The organism is Nitratireductor aestuarii (genome assembly GCF_014641695.1).
Classification (GTDB): Bacteria; Pseudomonadota; Alphaproteobacteria; order Rhizobiales; family Rhizobiaceae; genus Chelativorans; species Chelativorans aestuarii.
On record NZ_BMIF01000002.1, the window covers coordinates 221,998 to 238,351 of the forward strand.

Annotated in this window: 18 protein-coding genes and 1 tRNA gene; 12 read left to right on the top strand and 7 right to left on the bottom strand. The window is 61.0% G+C overall.

The features are described 5' to 3' along the window. Positions 1-32: 32 nt before the first annotated feature. A complete protein-coding gene (locus IEX27_RS04700; RefSeq protein ID WP_188719780.1) occupies positions 33-653 on the top strand; it encodes a 2,3-bisphosphoglycerate-dependent phosphoglycerate mutase in 621 nt (206 codons plus the stop codon). A gap of 57 nt (positions 654-710) precedes the next feature. Here the strand turns inward: IEX27_RS04700 and IEX27_RS04705 are convergent, their stop codons facing one another. Further along, the gene (locus IEX27_RS04705) at positions 711-1,442 is read right to left on the bottom strand and encodes a sulfate transporter family protein (protein WP_188719781.1); all 732 of its coding nucleotides are present in this window, start codon (positions 1,440-1,442) and stop codon (positions 711-713) included. Positions 1,443-1,695: 253 nt separating this feature from the next. Between IEX27_RS04705 and IEX27_RS04710 the strand changes: the two genes are divergently transcribed. Next, a complete protein-coding gene (locus tag IEX27_RS04710) occupies positions 1,696-2,688 on the top strand; it encodes an adenosine kinase (protein WP_188719782.1) in 993 nt (330 codons plus the stop codon). Here the strand turns inward: IEX27_RS04710 and IEX27_RS04715 are convergent. The 3 genes from IEX27_RS04715 to hrcA form a co-directional block, all read right to left on the bottom strand. Next, the gene (locus tag IEX27_RS04715; protein WP_188719783.1) at positions 2,685-3,317 is read right to left on the bottom strand and encodes a trimeric intracellular cation channel family protein; all 633 of its coding nucleotides are present in this window, start codon (positions 3,315-3,317) and stop codon (positions 2,685-2,687) included. The two genes, IEX27_RS04710 and IEX27_RS04715, sit on opposite strands and share 4 nt — an antisense overlap. Before the next feature lie 117 nt (positions 3,318-3,434). Beyond that, on the bottom strand, positions 3,435-4,058 hold the full coding sequence (gene grpE / locus IEX27_RS04720) for a nucleotide exchange factor GrpE (protein WP_188719784.1): 624 nt from the start codon (positions 4,056-4,058) through the stop codon (positions 3,435-3,437). Positions 4,059-4,148: 90 nt separating this feature from the next. Continuing rightward, positions 4,149-5,216 (bottom strand): heat-inducible transcriptional repressor HrcA, encoded by a 1,068-nt coding sequence (gene hrcA / locus IEX27_RS04725; protein ID WP_188719785.1) that lies wholly within the window; start codon positions 5,214-5,216, stop codon positions 4,149-4,151. Between the two features lie 151 nt (positions 5,217-5,367). Between hrcA and rph the strand changes: the two genes are divergently transcribed. Genes rph through IEX27_RS04755 form a run of 6 tightly spaced genes read left to right on the top strand, consistent with a single transcriptional unit; the run spans position 5,368 to position 9,608 of the window. Beyond that, positions 5,368-6,084 carry a ribonuclease PH gene (gene rph / locus IEX27_RS04730; RefSeq protein ID WP_188719786.1) on the top strand — a complete coding sequence of 239 codons (717 nt, stop codon included), beginning with the start codon at positions 5,368-5,370 and terminating at the stop codon, positions 6,082-6,084. Positions 6,085-6,103: 19 nt separating this feature from the next. After that, the gene (locus IEX27_RS04735; RefSeq protein ID WP_188719787.1) at positions 6,104-6,511 is read left to right on the top strand and encodes a VOC family protein; all 408 of its coding nucleotides are present in this window, start codon (positions 6,104-6,106) and stop codon (positions 6,509-6,511) included. Further along, positions 6,511-7,146, top strand: a complete 636-nt coding sequence (gene rdgB, locus IEX27_RS04740; protein WP_188719788.1) for an RdgB/HAM1 family non-canonical purine NTP pyrophosphatase — start codon at positions 6,511-6,513, stop codon at positions 7,144-7,146. The genes IEX27_RS04735 and rdgB overlap by 1 nt, the downstream gene beginning before the upstream one ends. Positions 7,147-7,155: 9 nt before the next feature. Beyond that, on the top strand, positions 7,156-8,310 hold the full coding sequence (gene hemW / locus IEX27_RS04745) for a radical SAM family heme chaperone HemW (RefSeq protein ID WP_188719789.1): 1,155 nt from the start codon (positions 7,156-7,158) through the stop codon (positions 8,308-8,310). Between the two features lie 16 nt (positions 8,311-8,326). Beyond that, positions 8,327-9,241: a 16S rRNA (cytidine(1402)-2'-O)-methyltransferase gene (gene rsmI / locus IEX27_RS04750; protein ID WP_188719790.1), complete on the top strand. Its 915-nt coding sequence runs from the start codon at positions 8,327-8,329 to the stop codon at positions 9,239-9,241. After that, positions 9,222-9,608, top strand: coding sequence for a YraN family protein (locus IEX27_RS04755; RefSeq protein ID WP_188719791.1), 387 nt, complete (start codon positions 9,222-9,224; stop codon positions 9,606-9,608). Before rsmI ends, IEX27_RS04755 begins: the two co-directional genes overlap by 20 nt. Here the strand turns inward: IEX27_RS04755 and IEX27_RS04760 are convergent. Further along, the gene (locus tag IEX27_RS04760) at positions 9,605-10,987 is read right to left on the bottom strand and encodes a cytochrome P450 (protein ID WP_188719792.1); all 1,383 of its coding nucleotides are present in this window, start codon (positions 10,985-10,987) and stop codon (positions 9,605-9,607) included. The two genes, IEX27_RS04755 and IEX27_RS04760, sit on opposite strands and share 4 nt — an antisense overlap. 219 nt (positions 10,988-11,206) lie before the next feature. Here IEX27_RS04760 and IEX27_RS04765 point away from each other — a divergent pair, with 219 nt between their 5' ends. Then, positions 11,207-11,395, top strand: coding sequence for a hypothetical protein (locus IEX27_RS04765; protein WP_188719793.1), 189 nt, complete (start codon positions 11,207-11,209; stop codon positions 11,393-11,395). Between the two features lie 170 nt (positions 11,396-11,565). Here IEX27_RS04765 and IEX27_RS04770 read toward each other — a convergent pair. Together IEX27_RS04770 and IEX27_RS04775 are read right to left on the bottom strand one after the other, a co-directional pair. Further along, positions 11,566-11,641 (bottom strand) — tRNA-Ala (locus IEX27_RS04770). Between the two features lie 182 nt (positions 11,642-11,823). Then, entirely contained in the window at positions 11,824-12,210 is a 387-nt protein-coding gene (locus IEX27_RS04775; RefSeq protein WP_188719794.1) for a TIGR02300 family protein, read from the bottom strand. A 228-nt stretch (positions 12,211-12,438) separates the two neighbouring features. On the opposite strand from IEX27_RS04775, the gene aroA reads away from it, so the two are divergent. From aroA to rpsA, 3 genes are all read left to right on the top strand, one after another. Then, a complete protein-coding gene (aroA, locus tag IEX27_RS04780; protein WP_188719795.1) occupies positions 12,439-13,800 on the top strand; it encodes a 3-phosphoshikimate 1-carboxyvinyltransferase in 1,362 nt (453 codons plus the stop codon). Continuing rightward, positions 13,797-14,438 (top strand): (d)CMP kinase, encoded by a 642-nt coding sequence (gene cmk, locus IEX27_RS04785; RefSeq protein WP_188719796.1) that lies wholly within the window; start codon positions 13,797-13,799, stop codon positions 14,436-14,438. Before aroA ends, cmk begins: the two co-directional genes overlap by 4 nt. Before the next feature lie 186 nt (positions 14,439-14,624). After that, positions 14,625-16,331, top strand: a complete 1,707-nt coding sequence (gene rpsA, locus IEX27_RS04790; RefSeq protein WP_188719797.1) for a 30S ribosomal protein S1 — start codon at positions 14,625-14,627, stop codon at positions 16,329-16,331. Positions 16,332-16,354: the final 23 nt, after the last annotated feature.

Genomic DNA, 16,354 nt, shown 5'->3' on the forward strand with positions numbered 1-16,354 from the left:
AAACTTCACTTACGTGCATCGAGGAAACAAGCATGTCGGGAACTCTCATTCTCGTTCGCCACGGTCAGAGCGAATGGAACCTGAAGAACCTTTTCACGGGCTGGCGCGATCCGGACCTGACCGAGAAGGGCGTTGAGGAAGCCAAGGCAGCCGGCCAGCGCCTGAAGGCGCTTGGCGTCAAGCCCGATATCGCGTTCACCTCGGATCTGACCCGTGCGCAGCACACGCTGAGCCTCATCCTGGGCGAGCTTGGACAGGAAGGTCTTGAGACGATCCGCGATCAGGCGCTGAACGAGCGCGACTATGGCGATCTCTCCGGCCTCAACAAGGATGACGCTCGCGAAAAGTGGGGTGAGGAGCAGGTGCACATCTGGCGCCGCTCCTACGACGTACCGCCTCCGGGAGGCGAGAGCCTGCGCGACACCGGCGCTCGCGTGTGGCCGTATTACATGACGGAAATCCTGCCCCGCGTTCTGCGCGGTGAGACCGTGCTGGTTGCAGCTCACGGCAACTCGCTGCGTTCGCTCGCCATGGTGCTCGACCGCCTGAACACCGAGACGATCCTGCAGCTGGAGATCGCAACGGGTGAGCCCATCGTCTACCGCCTCAACGCGGATTCGACCGTCGCGTCCCGGGAAGTCCTGCACGGATAAGCTCTGTCGGACTGCAATAAGGCCCCGGGTCGGAGACGACGCCGGGGCCTTTTCGTTTCAACGCGCCGGTTCAGGTACCCGTCTTGTGGCCGGTTGCCTGGCGGCAATTGCTTTGTAGAGATGCATCATCATAGCCGCGCCGAAGAGAGGCGTGAGCAAATTGACGATCGGCACAGACAGAAGTGCGGCGATTACGAAACCGGCGAGAAATATGGTCCCCGAATTTCGGCGGCGAAGCTCCCGCGCGTCAGCCTCCGAAACGAAGCGCATGGCGGCGAACTGGAAAAATTCGCGGCTGAGCAGGTAGGCGTTCACCACGAAGAACGCGATCAGGTTCACGCCCGGCACCAGCAGAAGCAACAGCGCGATGACGTTGCCGATGACAACGATGCCGAAGAATTTGACCGAGAGGACGAGCGACTGGCCGAGCGGCACCGCCTTGCCGGGAGGGTCCTGCGGGTAGGTGTCGCGCTCTACCGCTTCGGCGATTTCATCGAGGAAGATGCCCGCAACAACGGCTGAAACCGGCGCGATAAGCAAGGCAAGGACGAGCGCGAGGCCGATGCCCGCAACGATCGCCGCGATCAGGCCAAGCCAACCCACCCAGCTGGGTAGCCCGGGGAAGAGCTGGTCGATCCAGGGCATCGCCAGATATTCAAAGAGCTCTTTCGCGCCGAACCACGAGGCAACGAGCAGGAGCAGCGTCAGGCCAATCGTCTTGAAGAACACACTGCGAAAGGGCGGCGTGAAAAGCTGACTGATTGCCAGGCGCGCAGCATCAAAGATCATTCAACAAAGCCCTTTCAGCCGGAATACGGATCATTTCAGCTTTTCGGCGAACCGCAGAAATGATCCAATTTTTGCTTTCACGCAGTTCCGGACGGAAAACCGGTTCCCACTTTTCCTGGAACTGCTTCAGTTCCCCCGAAGTAGGTAGCTTCGGGTCCTGCTACAAGTTTCATAAGGCTTCCCGGTTTCCCTTTGCTTTAAAAATGCTCTAAACGCTGGTTAATCACACCCATCGCTTCGACCGGAGACCTTCATGAGCGAATACGACGTCCTCTGCATCGGCAACGCCATTGTCGATATCATTGCCCGCTGCGAAGAGTCTTTTCTGGTCGAGAACAACATCATCAAGGGCGCGATGAATCTCATCGATGCGGAGCGCGCTACCTATCTCTACGAGCAGATGGGACCAGCGGTTGAGACCTCCGGAGGCAGCGCAGGCAATACGGCCGCTGGTCTTGCCGGTCTTGGCGGCAAGGCAGCCTATTTCGGCAAGGTGGCTAATGACTCGCTCGGCGACGTGTTTCGCCATGACATCCGTGCGCAGGGCGTGGCTTTCGACACTGCGGCACTTGAAGGTTTTCCGCCAACGGCGCGCAGCATGATCTTCGTGACGCCGGATGGCGAGCGCTCGATGAACACCTATCTTGGCGCGAGCATTGAGCTCGGTCCGGATGACGTTGAGGAAGAAAAGGCCAAGGCCTCCAAGGTCACCTATTTCGAGGGCTATCTGTGGGATCCGCCGCTCGCCAAGGAAGCGATCCTGAAGTCCGCAGCCATCGCCCATGCGGCGGGCCGCGAGGTTGCCTTCACGCTCTCCGATCCTTTCTGCGTGGACCGTTTCCGCGACGAGTTCCTGCAGCTGATGCGATCGGGGACGGTCGACATCGTCTTCGCCAACGAGCATGAGGTGAAGTCGCTTTACCAGACGGCATCGCTGGATACGGCGCTAGCGGCGTTCCGCGAGGACTGCAAGCTCGGCATCGTCACGCGGGGCGCCGAGGGCTCGGTGGTCGTGCAGGGAAGCACGACCGTGAGCGTCGATCCACTGAAGGTGAATGAAGTGGTGGACACCACCGGCGCGGGCGATCTCTTCGCCGCTGGCTTCCTGTTCGGCTACACGCGCGGGCTCGACTTTGCCCATTGCGGCAAGCTCGGTTCGCTTGCCGCCGGCCTCGTGATCCAGCAGGTCGGTCCCCGCCTGCAGATCAGCCTCAAGGATGCCGCGACGCAGGCCGGCTTGCTTTAAACGATTTCCTCCGGCTTGCGGCCCGGACGCGGTTTGTAGCGGGGGAAGGTCCAGCCGAACTTCAGCGCGCCAGCGCGGATTATGAAGGCGGCGGCCATGGCGATCAGCGCATCAACAAGAGGCGGGAAGTCCGCGAAGCCCGTCAGCGTGAAGACGGCAGCGCCGATTAGCGCGGCCGTCACATATACCTCCGGCCGCAAAAGTACTGACGGCTCATTCGCCAGCTGGTCGCGCAACACGCCGCCGAAGGTTGCGGTCAGAACGCCCGATATTATCGCGATGGTGGGTGATCCCGTTACAGCCATGCCCTTTGCCGCGCCGACCGCGCTATAGAGCGCAAGTCCGATCGCATCCAGCCAGATCAGGAGCTTGTAACGCGACTCCACCAGATGGGCGGTGAAATAGACGAGAATGGCTACGACACTGCAAACCAGCACGTAGTCTGGGTTGACCACCCAGAAGACCGGCACGTCCAGAACCAGGTCGCGCAGCGTTCCGCCGCCAGTCCCCGTGACACAGGCAAGGAAGATGAAGCCGATGATGTCGAGCTGCTTGCGGGAGGCGGCCAAGGCTCCGGTAGCGGCGAAGACCGCCACGCTCGCATAATCAATCAGCTGGAAAAGGGTCATCGCTCAATCCCCGACACGTGTTGGCTGACGGTGGAAGAAAAGCCGCCCTTAGGCAATGCCCTTCCATATGAAAAGGCCGGCGCTGGGCCGGCCTTCACGTACTTCGTGTGGTAACTCTTACTTTGCGTCGTCAGAGCCTTCTGCAGGTGCGGGCGCTGCCTTCGGGCCACCAGTCGCAATGCCAACCATCGCGGGACGCAGGACGCGCTCGCCGATCACATAGCCTGCCTGCACGACCTGCACGACGGTGCCTGCCGGAACTTCAGGGTTCGGAACCTCGAACATGGCCTGATGGAAGTTCGGGTCGAACTTCTGGCCCTCCGGCTCGATACGCTTCACGCCATGGCGCTCCAGCGTCGAGAGCATCAGGCGGTCGATCATCTCAACGCCTTCAACAAGCACCTTCAGGCCGTGCTCTTCAGACTCGCGAGCTTCCGGTGGCAGTGCCTGCAGCGCGCGCTGCAGGTTGTCCGAAACAGCCAGCATATCGCGCGCGAAGTTGGCGATGCCGAAGCTGCGCGCATCGGCCACGTCGCGCTGGGTGCGGCGACGCAGGTTTTCCATCTCGGCTGCAAGGCGAAGCGCGCGATCCTTCAGCTCTTCATTCTCGCGAGCAAGGCGAAGCAGAACGTCTTCTTCGGTCGGCGTTGCTTCAGCATTGTTTTCGCCGGCATTCTCCAGAACCTGTTCTTCGGTCTGGTTCTCTGCGGGTGCGGAGTGATCCTTCGGGTCCGTGGTCATTGCCTATCCGTTATGGGTCTCTGGTAAGTCTTGGCGGATATCGAGCTTTGCGGCGGCAAAATCAAGAGGCGAAGTCCCGTCCGCTGCCTCTCACCGCAGCATGCGGCTGACGAGCTGGGCCGTGTAGTCGACCATCGGCACGATCCGCGCGTAGTTCAGGCGGGTCGGGCCGATGATGCCGAGCGCGCCGATCACCCTCGCGTTCTTGTCGCGATAGGGTGCGACCACAACAGACGATCCCGACAGCGAGAAGAGCTTGTTCTCCGAGCCGATGAAGATGCGGACGCCCGGACCTTCTTCCGCGAGATCGAGCAGCTGGACCAGCGACTCCTTCGCCTCAAGGTCCTCAAAGAGGTGCTTCAGCAGGTCAAGATCCGCCTGCGCCATGGTGTTGTCGAGCAGGTTCGCCCAGCCGCGAACGATGAGCTGCGGCGTGTCCGTGTCGCGGCCGGTCCAGATGGCGAGGCCTTGGTCAACCAGCGACTGAGACAGCGTGTCGAGCGCGTTGCGGGCTTCTTCACGAAGTCGTTCCATCTCAGTCCGCGCTTCGCCCAGGGTGAGGCCGCGGATGTGGGCGTTGAGATAGTTGGCGGCCTCGACGAGCTGCGAACTGGTCACGCCGGCGGGAAGTTCAAGGATGCGGTTCTCCACGTCGCCGTTCTGGCTCACCAGAATGGCGAGCGCCTTGCGCGGCTCAAGCTGGATGAATTCGATGTGCTTCAGCGGCGCTTCAGACTTTGCCGCCAGCACCACGCCAGCGCCGCGCGACATCCCCGACAGCATCTGACTTGCTTCGGTCAACATCTGTTCGAGCGACTGGCTGCGGCCGGAGGCCACCACCTGCGCCTCGATGACCTGGCGTTCCTTCTCGGAAAGATCGCCGATTTCCATGAAAGCGTCGACGAAGAAGCGCAGGCCCTGCTGGGTCGGCAGGCGTCCTGCAGAGATATGCGGCGAGTAGATGAGCCCAAGATGCTCAAGGTCGCTCATCACGTTGCGGATGGTTGCCGGCGACAGCTGCTGCGGCAGCCGGCGCGCAAGGTTGCGCGATCCCAGCGGGTCGCCTTCCGCCAGGTAGTTTTCTACGATGAGGCGGAAGACTTCGCGGGACCGGGTGTCCATCGACTGAAGCGATTGGTCCAAGACAGGCTTCGTCATTGCTCTTTTTGCCCTCTATGCCTCTACAGGCCAAGCTGGTTCGTACCCCATTGTCATTATATAGGTACTCTGAATTTCTTTGCTTCCATAGAAGTGGAAAGCTACAAGCGGCGCAACAGTTCGTCATTTTGCACACCTGAAAGGCCATTCAATGCGACCATCCAAACGTCAACCGGACGAAATGCGCGCGATCAGCTTCGAGCGCGGCATTTCCAAGCATGCTGAAGGCTCGTGCCTCGTGCGGTTCGGCGATACGCATGTGCTGTGCACCGCAAGCCTTGAAGAGAAGGTGCCGGGCTGGCTGCGCAACACGGGCAAAGGTTGGGTGACAGCCGAATACGGCATGCTGCCGCGCTCCACGGGAACGCGCATGCGCCGCGAGGCCTCCTCCGGCAAGCAGGGTGGACGCACGCTGGAGATCCAGCGCCTTGTCGGCCGCAGCCTGCGCTCGGTCGTGGACCTGCAGGCGCTGGGCGAAGTGCAGATCACGGTCGACTGCGACGTGGTGCAGGCCGATGGCGGCACCCGCACGGCAGCCATCACCGGTGGCTTCATCGCCCTTCACGACTGCCTGTCGTGGATGCATGCCCGTCACATGATCAAGCTCGACAAGGTGCTGAAGGACTATGTCGCGGCGATTTCCTGCGGCATCTACGATGGCGTGCCGGTGATGGATCTGGACTACGCGGAAGATTCCACTGCCCAGACGGATGCCAATTTCGTGATGACCGGCAAGGGCGGGATCGTCGAGATTCAGGGCACGGCCGAAGGCGAGCCGTTCACGGACGAAGAATTCCAGGCGCTGATGGGCCTTGCGCGCAAGGGCATCTCCCGCCTGATCGAACTGCAGAAGATGGCTGTCGGCTGAGTTAGGAGAAGAAACAGCGATGCAACCAAGGGCAATACTTGAATCCGGGCTCTATGTGGATGACCTGGATGCGGCGGAGCGGTTCTACCGTGATGTGCTTGGCCTTGAGATCATTCTGAAGGCGGAAGGACGCCATGTGTTCTTCCGCTGCGGTCAGGGCGTTCTGCTGCTGTTCAACCCCGACGCCACGTCGGTGCCATATGAGGATGCGAAGTTGCCGGTCCCGACCCATGGTGCGCGGGGACCGGGGCATCTCTGCTTTGCCGCGAGCGCCGAAGAGATCGAGCGCTGGCGTACGGAACTGGAAGCCAAGGGCGTGAAGATCGAGGCCGACTTCGAGTGGCCTGCGGGTGGCCGTTCGATCTACGTCCGCGACCCGGCCGGTAACTCGATCGAGTTCGCGGAGCCCCGTATCTGGAATCTTTGATGAGAAAAATCGAGAACAAGAAGCTGGTTCTTGCCAGCCACAATCGCGGCAAGCTGAAGGAGTTCGACGGACTTCTGGCCCCATTCGGCTACGAGATCCAGTCGGTCGCCGACCTCGGCCTGCCGGAGCCGGACGAGACAGGCACGACGTTCGAAGAGAACGCCTACACCAAGGCATTTGCCGCTGCGAAAGCGACCGGGCTGCCTGCGCTTTCGGACGATTCCGGCCTTTGCGTGGAAGCGCTGGGTGGCGAGCCCGGTGTCTACACCGCTGACTGGGCGACCCAACCGGATGGTTCGCGCGATTTCTTGGCCGCGATGAAGAAGGTCGAGGACAAGCTGCAGGAGCGCGGTGCGACCACGCCCGAGCAGCGTCGCGGGTTCTTCGTCGCGGTGCTCTGCCTCTGCTTCCCGGACGGTGAAGCCGAATATTTCCGCGGTGAGGTGCACGGCCATCTGGTCTGGCCGCCACGTGGCGAGCTAGGCTTCGGCTATGATCCCGTGTTCCAGCCGGACGGCCACGAGCGCACCTTCGGTGAAATGACGGCGGACGAGAAGCACGGCTGGAAGCCGGGCGACGAACATGCGCTTTCGCATCGAGCGCGGGCTTTCCAGCTGCTCGCAGAACGCATCTGAGCCAGACCGATGATTGATGACGAGGCAGGCTTTGGAGTCTACGTGCATTGGCCGTTCTGCGCGGCCAAGTGTCCTTACTGCGACTTCAACAGCCATGTCCGTCACAAGCCTGTCGATCAGGCCCGCTTTGCCGCCGCGTTCCAACGCGAGATGGAGCAAATGCGCGAGCGCACCGGCCCGCGCGATGTTTCCAGCATCTTTCTAGGAGGCGGAACGCCTTCGCTCATGGAGCCCGCAACAGTCGGAGCGGTGCTCGACAGTGTCGCGAAGCTCTGGAACCTGTCGCCGGACGCCGAAATCACGCTGGAAGCAAACCCGTCCTCCGTCGAAGCGGATCGGTTCCGCGGCTATCGCGCCGCTGGCGTCAATCGCGTTTCGCTTGGTGTGCAGGCGCTGAACGACAAGGACCTGCGCTTCCTTGGCCGCCTGCACAATGTGGAAGAGGCGCTCTACGCCATCGGTCTCGCGCGCGACATCTTCCCGCGCATGTCGTTCGACCTGATCTATGCGCGTCCGGACCAGTCGCTTGAAAGTTGGGCGGATGAGCTGAAGCAGGCGATTGGCTATGCGGCCGATCACCTGTCGCTCTACCAGCTGACTATTGAGGAAGGGACTGCGTTCTACGGCCTGCACAAGGCGGGCAAGTTCGTGGTTCCCGATCCGGATCATGCGGCTGATCTCTATGACGTGACGCAGGAGGTGACAGCATCCCTCGGCTTGCCTGCCTATGAGGTGTCGAACCATGCGCGTCCGGGGGCGGAGAGCCGCCACAACCTCATCTATTGGCGTTATGGCCAGTACGTTGGGGTGGGGCCCGGGGCTCATGGCCGGTTTGTCGAGGATGGCACGCGCAACGTGACATTCACGGAGAAGGTGCCGGAAACCTGGCTGGAACTGGTCGAGCGCGAGGGAACCGGCATTGTCGGTGGTGAAGTGCTGACACGGGACGAAGAGGCCGACGAGTTTCTGCTCATGGGTCTGAGGCTGGTGGAGGGCATCGACCTTGCCCGTTACGAGCGGCTTGCAGGTCGCGGGCTTGATCAGCAACGTCTTGCCATGTTGCAGGAGGAAGGGCTGATTGAGTCCATCGGAAACTCGCGTCTGCGGGCGACGCCAGCGGGTATGGTCGTTCTGAACGCGCTCATCGCCGAGCTGGCTAGATAAGATTGAGGTTCACAAGGTGACAGCGGAACACGACGGACAGGCCCGGAGCTTTGTCATTGGCGGTACGGTCATTCCGGCCCGGCCGCTGGAGCCTGCGCTTTATCTCGTGGCGACGCCGATAGGAAACCTCGGAGACGTGACGATCCGGGCGCTCGAAACGCTTGCTGCGGCGGATTTCGTCGCCTGCGAGGATACGCGCGTTACGCGTGTTTTACTCGAACGTTACGGTATCAGGCGCCGGATGGTGGCGTATCACGAGCACAACGAAGCTGACGCCGCTGCAGGGCTCATCGCTGCCGTCGCGCAGGGTAAGAGCGTGGCGCTGGCGAGCGACGCCGGAACGCCGCTCGTTTCCGATCCTGGTTATCGGCTCGTGCAGGAGGCGATCAATCAGGGCGTGCGTGTCGTTCCTATTCCCGGGGCGTCGGCGGTGTTGTCGGCGCTGACGGCGTCGGGACTCCCCAACGATGCCTTCATGTTCGCCGGATTCCTGCCCGTGAAGGCCGGGCAAAAGAAAAGCCGCATGGAAGCCCTTGCCAATGTGCCGGCAACGCTGGTCTTCTACGAGTCGCCACGGCGGCTGGCGGACACGCTTGCGGCCATGGCCGAGGTTCTGGGTGACCGGCAGGCGGTTGTCGCGCGCGAGCTTACCAAGACCTTCGAGGAGTTACGGCGGGGTTCGTTGCCTGAGTTGGCTCAGCACTATGCGGAGGCTGGTGCGCCTAAGGGCGAGGTCGTCCTTTGCGTGGCGCCGCCTACAGAGAAGGCCGAAGCGAGCGAGGCGGACACGGACCAGATGCTGTTGGGACTGGCGGCTGAGATGCCAGCCGCGAAGGCTGCGGGGGAGGCGGCACGCATGACGGGACGCAAGAAATCCGAACTATACCAGCGGCTATTGGAGCTCAAAGCCAATGCCGGCGACGAGAGCTGAAGCCAGCCAACGTCGCCAGAAGGCCTATCGCAAGGGCCATTGGGGCGAGTGGCTCGCCGCTCTCGCGCTGACGCTCAAAGGTTATCGCATCGTGGCGCGGCGCCATCGCACGCCGCTCGGCGAGATCGATCTCATTGCCCGCAGGGGCGACATCGTTGCGATCGTCGAAGTAAAGGCCCGGCGTACGCTGGAGCAAGCGATGGATGCGGTCGCCTATGGCTCGCAGCGCCGGATCGATGGCGCTGCCACTCTCTGGCTGTCACGCCAGAAGGATTACGCCCGACTGACGCTACGCTACGATCTTGTCGCCATCCTGCCATGGCGGTGGCCGGTTCACGTCGAGAACCTTTACACCGGACGGGATTAGCGCCGCGTCACACGCATAGGCAGCCCGCCTTCTGGTTGTGTGGTGAGTTTCTGCACCGGCCAGGGCCTTGTCTCAGGCACCAGCTCGAACCGGTAGCGGGACATGAGAACCGCCAGCGCAATCATCGCCTCCTGCATGGCGAAGCTCGCGCCAATGCAGACGCGCGGGCCTGCACCGAAGGGCAGATACTGGAAGCGGCCGATCTCTTCGCGATTCTCGGGATAGAAGCGGGAGGGCCGGAAGGCTTCCGGATCATCCCAGAGCTTGCGGTGGCGGTGAACCGTCCAGGGCATGACCAGCACCTGCGTTCCGCGCTTGATCTTCAGGTCAGCGAAGGAATCATCCTCGATAGCCTCGCGGTTGATCGAAGGCGCCGGCGGATAGAGCCGCAGCGCTTCCTCGAACGAGGCTCGGGTGAGGGGCATCGCGTCCAGCCACTCGACCGGTGGGCGGTTGGAGGTCAGGACGCGGTCTATTTCCTGTTCGACCTTTTCACGCTCGGCAGGCAGGTTGGCGAGGCAGTAAAGTGTCCAGCCGAGTGCGCGGGCGGTGGTCTCGTGACCGGCGCCGATGAAGGTGATGATGTTGTCCTCGATCTCGGCGCGTGAAAGGCCATCCGGCCCCTGCGCACGAAGCAGGAGCGTCAGGAAATCTTCCGGGACCTCCGCTCCACTATCCAGCTTCTGTTGCCGCATCCGCATGGTTTCGGCGACGAGATTGCGGAAGTAGGCGAGCGACTTGCGTCCGAGGATACGTGTGAAGCGCGGCAGCCAGTCGGGTGCGCCGAGCAGATCAAGCGGATCAACGCGGCCCATGGTTTCGAAGAGCCTGTCGACCTGTGCGGAGAAATCTTCCGGGTCGCCCGCAATTTCACCAGAGAAAAGCGTGTCGGCCAGAATGTCGAAGGTGAGCATGGTCATGTCGCGGGAGATGTCCACGACTTCACCAACCTTGTCTTCATAGCGGTCGGCGAACAGTTCCGACTGTTGCAACATGGAGCCGGCAAAACCCGCGATATGGCGCGGGGTAAAGACCGGCGCCATGGCCTTGCGCGATCGCTTCCAGACTTCGCCTTCCGCCGTCAGCAGGCCGTCGTGAAGGATCGGGCGGAGGATCTTCTGGCGGACCCGCGCCATCTTGTAGTTGCGGGCGTTTTCCACCAGCACATAGCGGATCAATCCCGGATCATTGGCGATGATGAGAGGGCCTCCAACGCCACCGGTGATCGAGATCCAGGGCTCGTTGTAGGACGGTTCACCCCACAGTTCGAGCGGATTGCGGTAGACGATCCGGACCATCTGCAATGCCGAAGGAGGCGTCTGCCTCGGGCTCGGAGCGGGTGGACGGAACGAGTGAACAGTCGATGTCGGTATATCCATGAAGGTTACTTATGTGCGGCCAGGGGCACATACAACGCGCAGCACAGAATCCGGTTTCTATAGGTTAGCAAAGAAGCTTCATGAAACGGGTGAGGACAACCGAGAAAAAGTTAAAATGTGATCTATGTCATTTGCAACGGCGAGTAGCTCTGATGATATATCAGTGAAGGAACGAGTGTTTCTATCGAGACGACGCCAAACGGTGCCGGGAGGCATGCAATGAAGAGTGACTTTGCCGCAGCGAAGGTGCTTCTGGAACTGACGCGCGAAGAGCTCTGTGGCGATGATCCAACCAGCGAGAAGATGCGTGATGTGATCGACCTGGTCATTCAGGCGCTGACCAGAGCCCAGAAGCGCGGCAGGGAGGCGCAGGTCATCCCGTTTCCCACTCATACTGCAGCGAGTTGAACCTCAGGGGTGGGCGAAACTCCGGTGTTGCTCTGGCGAATCATGAATTCGTCGCGCGGAGCTGATTCTGAGCTATCATTGAAAGTCTGACTGCAATGCAGAAAGGCTCTTGTCGGTCGGGCTGAATTTCAAGGGAGGTTGGGAAACTTCAGGTCAGATACTGAAGGATTTGGTGGAGCCAAGCGGGATCGAACCGCTGACCTCTTGCATGCCATGCAAGCGCTCTCCCAGCTGAGCTATGGCCCCATCCGTCGGTCAGTCAGTGACGTCGTCGACGTGATGTGGGGGCTTCTAACGTTGGCTGACGGGATAATCAAGCCCCCAAATTCAATTTCCTGCGGGATAGTGAAACTCATTCCACAGGCCCTGCTGTTGTCCAGTCAGGGAGGCTGTTCCCAAAGTGCTATACTCCGGGAACAGCAAGGCAATCAGCGCTCGTCGTCCTCGTTGCTGACGCCGATGATTCCGGTCACGTCGTCCTCGTCTTCCTCATCTTCGAGGAAGGTGTCGTCGTCGTCGCCGAGATCAACGTCTTCGTCGTCGCCGAGATCGGGAAGAACATCGTCGTCTGAGGTGATGACGTCATCGTTCTCCGCATCCTCGAGGGATACGATCTCCGGTGCATCATCATCATCCAGCGGCTTCTGATCGACTTCCTCTTCCTCTTCCACCTGCGATTCCATCACGGTCTCGAAGTAGCTGCGAGGATAGGAATGACCGGTGTAAGGAGAAACGATCGGGTCCTTGTTCAGGTCATAGAATTTGCGGCCCGTTTCCGGGCAAATGCGTTTGGTGCCAAGTTCAGGTTTAGCCACCGTAATGCCTCTTGGGTTCGTTAGGCCACATCAGCCGCCAGTATGGGGCGGAGCGCGCCCAGCTGGATAGTCGCCATCGGTATTTTGCACCCCATACCCACAGATCTTGACGCTGTAAAGCCTTCTTGGCCGTGTAAACGGCAAGGCTCGCAACAGGTTGCAAGAAGGGGTGACCGGACAGCAGTGCCATGATAGACGCAGCAGCATTATGGCGCCCCGGAGAGTTCCATGAGCAGCAGTCAAAATCCTCACCCCGCGATCAGCCGCAGGTCGGAAGGCCTGAAGGGCCAGGTGCGGGTGCCAGGCGACAAGTCCATTTCGCACCGCGCGCTCCTTTTTGCGGGGCTGGCATCGGGCGAAAGCCGGATCACGGGCCTGCTTGAAGGAGAGGATGTGCTGCGCACCGGCGCCGCCATGCGGGCGATGGGCGCAAAGATCCGGCAGGATGGTGTCACCTGGACTGTTCAAGGCGTTGGCAACGGCTGCCTGCTTGAGCCTCGCGAAGACCTGGATTTCGGCAATGCCGGCACCGGGTCGCGACTCACCATGGGTCTGGTCGGGACCTATGACATGAAGACCCGCTTCGTTGGCGATGCTTCGCTCTCGAAGCGCCCAATGGCGCGCGTTCTAGATCCACTCCGCGAAATGGGAGCGCAGGTGCTGGAGGCGCAGCAGGGCGAACGGCTGCCGATCACGCTGCAGGGCCCCCGTCATGGAACGGCGATCACCTATCGTGTGCCGATGCCTTCCGCGCAGGTGAAGTCGGCCGTGCTGCTTGCCGGGCTCAATGTTGCCGGTATCACAACGGTTATCGAACCTGTCATGACCCGCGACCATACGGAAAAGATGCTGGCAGGCTTCGGTGCGGCGATCGAGGTCGAGACAGACGGGAACGGCGTCCGCCACATCCGATTGCAGGGCCAGGGCAGGCTCGTCGGACAGACGATCGACGTGCCCGGCGATCCTTCATCGGCGGCCTTCCCGCTGGTCGCCGCCCTGATCACGGAAGGTTCGGATGTCGTCATCGAGAACGTGCTTCTGAATCCCACCCGCACGGGGCTTATCCTCACGCTGCAGGAGATGGGCGGCGATATCGAGTTCCTGAACATCCGTTCGCAGGGCGGCGAGAAGGTAGCTGACCTGCGGGTGCGCTCGTCGAGCCTCAAGGGTGTCGAAGTGCCGGCTGATCGCGCACCTTCGATGATCGACGAATATCCGGTGCTCGCGATTGCAGCGAGCCTTGCGGAAGGCGAGACGCGGATGCCCGGCATCGGCGAGCTGCGCGTCAAGGAATCGGATCGTCTCTCGGCTGTGGCTGAAGGGCTAAGGGCGAATGGCGTCGAGTGCACTGAGGGGGAGGATTATCTCGTCGTGAAGGGATATCCCGGGGGCAAGGGGCTCGGGGACGGAACTGTCGCCACGCATCTGGATCACCGCATTGCGATGAGCTTCCTCGTGCTGGGTCTCGCAACGGAAAAGCCGGTGACGGTTGATGACGATGGGATGATCGCGACAAGCTTCCCGGAGTTTCATTCACTCATGAAAAGCATTGGCGCCAGGATCCAAGGCAAGGAAGAGGAACAGGTATGAGCGGGCTGGTGATTGCAATAGATGGTCCGGCGGCTTCCGGCAAGGGAACGCTGGCGCGGCGGATCGCGGCCCACTACCGCCTCAACCATCTCGACACGGGCCTCTCCTATCGTGCCGTCGCCAAGGCGCTGCTTGATGCAGGCCTGCCACTCGATGACGTGGAGCATGCCGAGGATGCGGCACACGGGGTGGATCTTGGTAAGATCGACCGAACCGTGCTGTCGGCCAATGAGGTGGGTGAAGCCGCATCGAAGGTTGCCGTCATCTCCTCGGTGCGGCGTATCCTCGTTGAAAAGCAGCGGGCGTTTGCGACAACGCCGCCCGGCGCGGTGCTCGATGGCCGGGACATCGGCACCGTCGTCTGCCCAAGCGCTGATGTGAAGATCTATCTCACCGCCGACCCGAGGGTGCGGGCAGAGCGTCGGTGGCGGGAGATCGAGGCCAAGGGTCTCAAGGCTGATTTCGAGGCGATCCTCGCCGATATCGAGCAGCGAGACGCACGCGACATGAACCGCGCCGACAGTCCTCTGAAGCCGGCAGAGGATGCGCACTTGCTAGACAGCAGTAAAATGGATATAGACTCCGCGTTTCTCGCGGCTTGCGGCATCATCGATAGCGTATTGGCGTCGAGGAAATAAGATAGCATGAACAGTTCCTGCCGATCCTGATGGGCCGGCAGCTATTGTTACAGGAACCCGGTTTGCCTGCATTTTTGCACCGGAACTGCCGCAATAGCGGCTAGACCCCGAGGGGTCGGATGCTGGCAAACCTGACGCAACACTAACCGCCCGGTGCCTGCCCCGAGGGGCGTTTCAGGAGTTTCAATGTCATCATTCAATCCGTCTCGCGACGATTTTGCGAGCCTTCTCGACGAATCCTTCGGCGCAGAAGCCGCTGTTGAAGGTTCCGTCGTAAAGGGCATCATTACGGCCATCGAAAAAGACATGGCCATCATTGATGTCGGTCTGAAAGTAGAAGGCCGCGTTCCGCTCAAGGAATTCGGCGCGAAGGCCAAGGACGGCCAGCTGAACGTCGGCGACGAAGTCGAGGTTTACGTCGAGCGCATCGAAAACGCGCTTGGCGAAGCGATGCTGAGCCGTGAAAAGGCTCGCCGCGAAGAGAGCTGGGTTCGCCTGGAAGAGAAGTTCAACAAGAACGAGCGCGTTGAAGGCGTCATCTTCAACCAGGTCAAGGGTGGCTTCACGGTCGACCTCGACGGCGCTGTTGCGTTCCTGCCGCGCAGCCAGGTGGACATCCGCCCGATCCGCGACGTTGGTCCGCTCATGCACACGCCGCAGCCGTTCGAAATCCTCAAGATGGACAAGCGCCGCGGCAACATCGTTGTTTCGCGCCGTACCGTTCTCGAAGAGAGCCGTGCCGAGCAGCGTTCCGAGATCGTCCAGAACCTCGAAGAGGGTCAGGTCGTTGAGGGCGTTGTCAAGAACATCACCGACTACGGTGCGTTCGTTGACCTCGGTGGCATCGACGGTCTGCTGCATGTCACCGACATGGCCTGGAGGCGCGTCAACCACCCGACCGAGATCCTCAACATCGGTCAGACGGTCAAGGTTCAGATCATCCGCATCAACCAGGAAACGCACCGCATTTCCCTTGGTATGAAGCAGCTTGAGGCTGATCCGTGGGATGGCATTGGCGCCAAGTACCCGCTCGGCAAGAAGGTTTCCGGTCGCGTGACGAACATCACCGACTACGGTGCATTCGTCGAGCTGGAGCCGGGCATCGAAGGCCTGATCCACGTTTCGGAAATGTCCTGGACCAAGAAGAACGTTCACCCCGGCAAGATCCTGTCCACGACGCAGGAAGTCGAGGTTGTTGTTCTCGAGGTGGATCCGGTCAAGCGCCGCATCTCGCTGGGCCTCAAGCAGACGCTCGAGAACCCATGGGAAGCTTTCGCTCGCAACCATCCGGTTGGTTCGGAAGTCGAAGGCGAAGTCAAGAACAAGACCGAGTTCGGCCTGTTCATTGGTCTCGATGGCGACGTGGACGGCATGGTTCACCTCTCCGACCTCGACTGGTCCCGTCCGGGCGAGCAGGTCATCGAAGAGTACAACCGTGGCGACGTGGTCAAGGCTCAGGTTCTCGATGTGGACATCGAGAAGGAGCGCATTTCGCTCGGCATCAAGCAGCTCGGCCGTGACACCATCGGTGAAGCTGCCGCTTCGGGCGAACTCCGCAAGGGCGCAATCGTCACCTGTGAAGTCATCGGTGTTAAGGACGGCGGCCTCGACGTTCGTCTCGTCGACCACGACATCGAGAGCTTCATCAAGCGTGCCGACCTGTCCCGTGACCGCGACGAGCAGCGCCCAGAGCGCTTCTCCGTTGGCCAGAAGGTTGACGCTCGCGTAACCGTCTTCGACAAGAAGACCCGCAAGCTCAGCGTTTCGATCAAGGCTCTGGAAATCGCGGAAGAGAAGGAAGCCGTTGCACAGTACGGATCTTCGGATTCGGGTGCTTCGCTCGGCGACATTCTCGGTGCGGCTCTGCGCAAGCAGCAGGAAGACCAGGACTAAGATCGCTTCCGATCTCTGATATC